At 72.4% G+C, this 4506-nt stretch carries 5 protein-coding genes; all 5 read left to right on the top strand.

Annotated elements, in window-relative coordinates:
* Positions 1-275: 275 nt before the first annotated feature.
* A complete protein-coding gene (locus tag ABZ281_RS39495; protein ID WP_356662811.1) occupies positions 276-2123 on the top strand; it encodes a transketolase in 1848 nt (615 codons plus the stop codon).
* A complete protein-coding gene (ligD, locus tag ABZ281_RS39490) occupies positions 2120-3049 on the top strand; it encodes a non-homologous end-joining DNA ligase (RefSeq protein WP_356662810.1) in 930 nt (309 codons plus the stop codon). The genes ABZ281_RS39495 and ligD overlap by 4 nt, the downstream gene beginning before the upstream one ends.
* 93 nt (positions 3050-3142) lie before the next feature.
* A complete protein-coding gene (locus ABZ281_RS39485) occupies positions 3143-3514 on the top strand; it encodes a gas vesicle protein (protein WP_356662809.1) in 372 nt (123 codons plus the stop codon).
* A 46-nt stretch (positions 3515-3560) separates the two neighbouring features.
* Positions 3561-3995: a gas vesicle structural protein GvpA gene (locus ABZ281_RS39480; RefSeq protein WP_356662808.1), complete on the top strand. Its 435-nt coding sequence runs from the start codon at positions 3561-3563 to the stop codon at positions 3993-3995.
* Positions 3992-4506 (top strand): GvpL/GvpF family gas vesicle protein (locus ABZ281_RS39475; RefSeq protein WP_356662807.1); only part of this gene is annotated, 515 nt, incomplete at its 3' end. The genes ABZ281_RS39480 and ABZ281_RS39475, both read left to right, overlap by 4 nt.

Raw genomic sequence — 4506 nt, 5'->3', positions numbered from 1 at the left:
GCGAGGAACCAGCCGGGCGGTGAGCCGGCGAGGAACCAGCCGGGCGGTGAGCCGGCGAGGAACCAGCCGGGCGGTGAGCCGGCGAGGAACCAGCCCGGTGGTGAGCCCGCCAAGAACCAGCCGGGCGGTGAGCCCGCCAAGAACCAGCCCGGTGGCGAGCCCGCGAAGAAGCAGCCCGCCCCAGCACCCTCACCCGGCCGCCCCTCACCGAGCCACCCCGCCCCCGGCCCGGTCAAACGAACCGACGCCCCGGAAGACTCCGCGAAAGGAGACTCATGAACACCGGTGAACTCACCGACCTCGGACAGCAGCTGCGGGTGGACAGTGTCCGCGCCGCCGCCGCGGCGGGCTCCGGGCACCCGACGTCCTCGATGTCCGCGGCCGACCTGATGGCCGTGCTGCTCGCGCACCACCTCCGTTACGACTTCGACCGTCCCGCTCACCCCGGCAACGACCGCTTCGTCCTCTCCAAGGGCCACGCCTCCCCGCTGCTGTACTCCGCGTACAAGGCGGCCGGCGCCATCGACGACGACGAGCTGCTCACCTTCCGCAAGCTGGGCAGCCGCCTCGAAGGGCACCCCACCCCGCAGCGCCTGCCGTGGGTCGAGACGGCCACCGGCTCGCTCGGGCAGGGACTGCCCGTCGGCGTCGGCATCGCGCTGGCCGGCAAGCGGCTCGACCGCACCGGCTACCGGACCTGGGTGCTGTGCGGCGACAGCGAGCTGGCCGAGGGATCCGTGTGGGAGGCCGCCGAGCACGCCGGGTACGAGCACCTGGACAACCTCACCGTGATCGTCGACGTCAACCGGCTCGGCCAGCGCGGCCCCACCCGGCACGGCCACGACCTGGACGCCTACGCCCGCCGCTTCCAGGCCTTCGACTGGCACACCATCGAGGTCGACGGCCATGACGTGGACGCCGTAGACCGCGCGTACGGCGAGGCCGTGTCCACCAAGGGCCAGCCCACCGCGATCCTCGCCCGCACCCTCAAGGGCAAGGGCGTCGAGGGCGTTCAGGACCGCGAGGGCCTGCACGGCAAGCCGCTGCCGGAGGCCGAGGAGGCGATCACCGAACTCGGCGGTCCGCGGAACATCCGCGTCCGGGCGCAGGAGCCGCCCGCCGCCCGCATGCTGCACTCCGTCCACACCGGTAACTTCGAACTCCCCCGGTGGGACAAGGGCGAGGAGGTCGCCACCCGCAACGCCTTCGGCGAGGCGCTCACCGCCCTCGGCACCGGCCGCGGCGACATCGTCGCCCTGGACGGCGAGGTGGGCGACTCCACCCGCGCCGAGTTCTTCGCCAAGGAGCACCCCGACCGCTACTTCGAGTGCTACATCGCCGAACAGCAGCTGGTCGCCTCGGCCGTCGGCCTCGCCTCCCGCGGCTGGGTGCCGTACGCCGCTACGTTCGCGGCGTTCCTGACCCGGGCCTACGACTTCGTACGGATGGCGTCGGTCAGCGGCGCCGGCATCAACCTCGTCGGCTCGCACGCGGGTGTCGCCATCGGCCAGGACGGGCCCAGCCAGATGGGTCTGGAGGACCTGGCGATGATGCGGGCGGTGCACGGCTCGACCGTGCTGTACCCGTGCGACGCCAACCAGACCGCGCGGCTCGTCGGCGCGATGGCCGGCCTGGAGGGCGTCCGCTACCTGCGCACCTCGCGCGGCGCGAGCCCGGTGATCTACGCCCCCGACGAGGAGTTCCCGGTCGGCGGCAGCAAGGTGCTGCGCTCCTCCGGCCAGGACCGGCTGACCCTCGTCGCGGCGGGCGTCACCGTGCACGAGGCCCTGGCCGCCGCCGAGGCCCTGGAGCAGGAGGGCATCGCGGTGCGGGTGATCGACCTGTACTCCGTGAAGCCTGTCGACCGGGCCACCCTGCGCCGGGCCGCCGAGGAGACCGGCTGCCTGGTGACCGTGGAGGACCACCACCTCGAGGGCGGTATCGGGGACGCGGTCCTGGACGCCTTCACCGACGGGCGCCCCGTACCGCGCCTGGTGCGGCTCGGCGTGCGGACCATGCCGGGCTCGGCGTCCCCGGAGGAGCAGCTGCGCGCCTCGGGCATCGACGCGGAGTCCATCGCGGCGGCCGGGCGGCTGCTGGTGGAGGAGGCGGTCGTGCGGTGAGCGGCGGCGACGGCACGCGCAGGGTGCGGGCGGGCCGCCGCACGGTGGAGGTGCACCGGCCGGACAAGGTGCTCTTCCCCGGCGGCGGCGACGCCAAGGAGTACACCAAGGCCGACCTCGTGGACTTCCACCGTGCCGTCGCGCCCTTCATGCTGCCGCACCTGCGCGGCCGGCCACTGATGCTGGAGAGGCACCCGGACGGCATCGACGGCCCGACGTTCATGCAGAAGAACACTCCGGACCACTACCCGGAGTGGATCGAGCGCGTCGAGCTGGCCAAGGAGGGCGGCACCGTCCGCCACACCGTCTGTGACGACACCGCCACCCTCCTCTACCTGGCCGACCAGGCGAGCATCACCCTGCACCGCTGGCTGTCCCGCTCCGACAGGATCGACCACCCCGACCGGCTGGTCTTCGACCTCGACCCGTCGGGGGACGACTTCGAGGCCGTGCGCGAGGCCGCCCGGCTGCTCGGGGAGCTGCTCGACGAGCTGGAGCTGCCCTCGGTCCTGATGACCACGGGCTCGCGCGGACTGCACGTCATCGTGCCGCTCAACGGCCGGCACGATTTCGACGAGGTGCGCGCCTTCGCCCGGGACGTCGCCGACACCCTCGCCGGCGCCCACCCCGACCGGCTCACCACCGCCGCCCGCAAGAAGGAGCGCGGTGAGCGGCTCTACCTCGACATCCAGCGCAACGCCTACGCCCAGACCGCCGTCGCGCCCTACACGGTCCGGTCCCGCCCGGGCGCGCCGGTGGCCACTCCCATCACCTGGGACCGGCTGGACGACCCGGAGCTGCACGCCCGCCGTTGGACCGTGGCCGACGCCGTCGAGCAGGCCCGCACCAACCCCTGGTCAGGCCTGCTGAGCCGCGGCCGGGCGCTGGGACCGGCCCGGCGGCGGCTGAACGCCCTGCGCGGCTGAGACCCCGTCGGTGATCTCCCGGTGAATGACAGATGCATGGGCCCGTAGAGGTTTGGCGAACACTCTTGCGGCCACACGGAGGGGGAGGTGGCCATGTCGAACACAAAAAACACGCAAGAGTCACAGGATTCACAGGGGTCCCAGGACTCCCGGAACTCGAGCAGAACGAACGACAAGCAGACGGCCAAGAGCCGGCCGAGCCCGATGGAGGTGCTGCGCCAGGCGCGCGGCCAGCTCGCGGAGCTCACCGGCATGGAAGCCGAGTCCGTGTCGTCCTTCGAGCAGACGGAGGAGGGCTGGGCGCTGGAGGTAGAGGTCCTCGAACTCGAGCGCGTGCCCGACACGATGAGCCTCATGGCGAGCTACCAGGTGGAGCTGGACGCAGAGGGGCAGCTCACGGGTTACCGCCGCGTCCGCCGCTACGAACGCGGGCGGTCCGACGCGCGCAGGCCCGGCGGCCGCTAGGCCGCCCGACCGGACCCGCACCCACACACGAGGAGGAACATCCGGCATGACTGTCGTACCGGCACAGCAGCCCGGCGGCGGAGGCGGCAGCAGCGGTCTCTACGACGTGCTCGAACTCGTCCTGGACAGGGGGCTCGTCATCGACGCATTCGTGCGCGTCTCCCTGGTCGGCATCGAGATCCTCAAGATTGACGTACGCGTCGTCGTCGCCAGCGTCGACACCTACCTGCGCTTCGCCGAGGCGTGCAACCGGCTCGACCTGGAGGCCGGGCCGCGCAAGGACCCGGGCCTGCCCGACCTGGTCGGGGAGATGACGGAGTCCGGGGCGCGCGGCAAGTCCAAGGGGGCGCTGTCCGGCGCTGCCGAGACCATATCCGACGCCTTCAAGCAAGGGCGTGACGACGGCTCCGAGCGCCAGGGCGAGTCCCGTCCGCGCGCCCGTAAGAGCGCGTCGTCCCGCAGGAAGGAGGAGCAGGAGTGAGCACCTACGTCTACGGCATCGCGGCGAGCTCGCACCCTTCCCTGCCCGAGGGCATGGGCGGCGTCGGCGACCCGCCCCGCGAGGTGCGTATCCTGCGGGAGGGTGACCTGGCGGCCGTCGTCAGTGAGGCGCCCGAGGGGCTGCGGCCCAAGCGCAAGGACCTGCTCGCCCACCAGAACGTGCTCAGCGAGGCCGGCGCGGCGGGCTGCGTGCTGCCCATGCGGTTCGGCAGCGTCGCCCCGGACGACCACTCCATCACCGGGGTGCTCGCCGAGCGTGCCGAGCACTACAAGGAGCGGCTGCGGGCCCTGGACAACCGGGTCGAGTACAACGTCAAGGCCAACCACGTCGAAGAGGCCGTGCTGCACCAGGTGATGGCCGAGAGCCCCGACATCCGCGGGCTCGCGGAGGCCAACCGGCAGGCGGGCGGCGGCAGTTACGACGACAAGATCCGGCTCGGCGAGCTGGTCGCGGCCGCGGTCAAGGCCAAGGAGGGTGGGTCCACCTGTGA

It is taken from the genome of Streptomyces sp. NPDC006265 (assembly GCF_040613555.1).
Taxonomy (GTDB): Bacteria; Actinomycetota; Actinomycetes; order Streptomycetales; family Streptomycetaceae; genus Streptomyces.
This window is presented reverse-complemented; position numbering and strand designations above follow the sequence as displayed.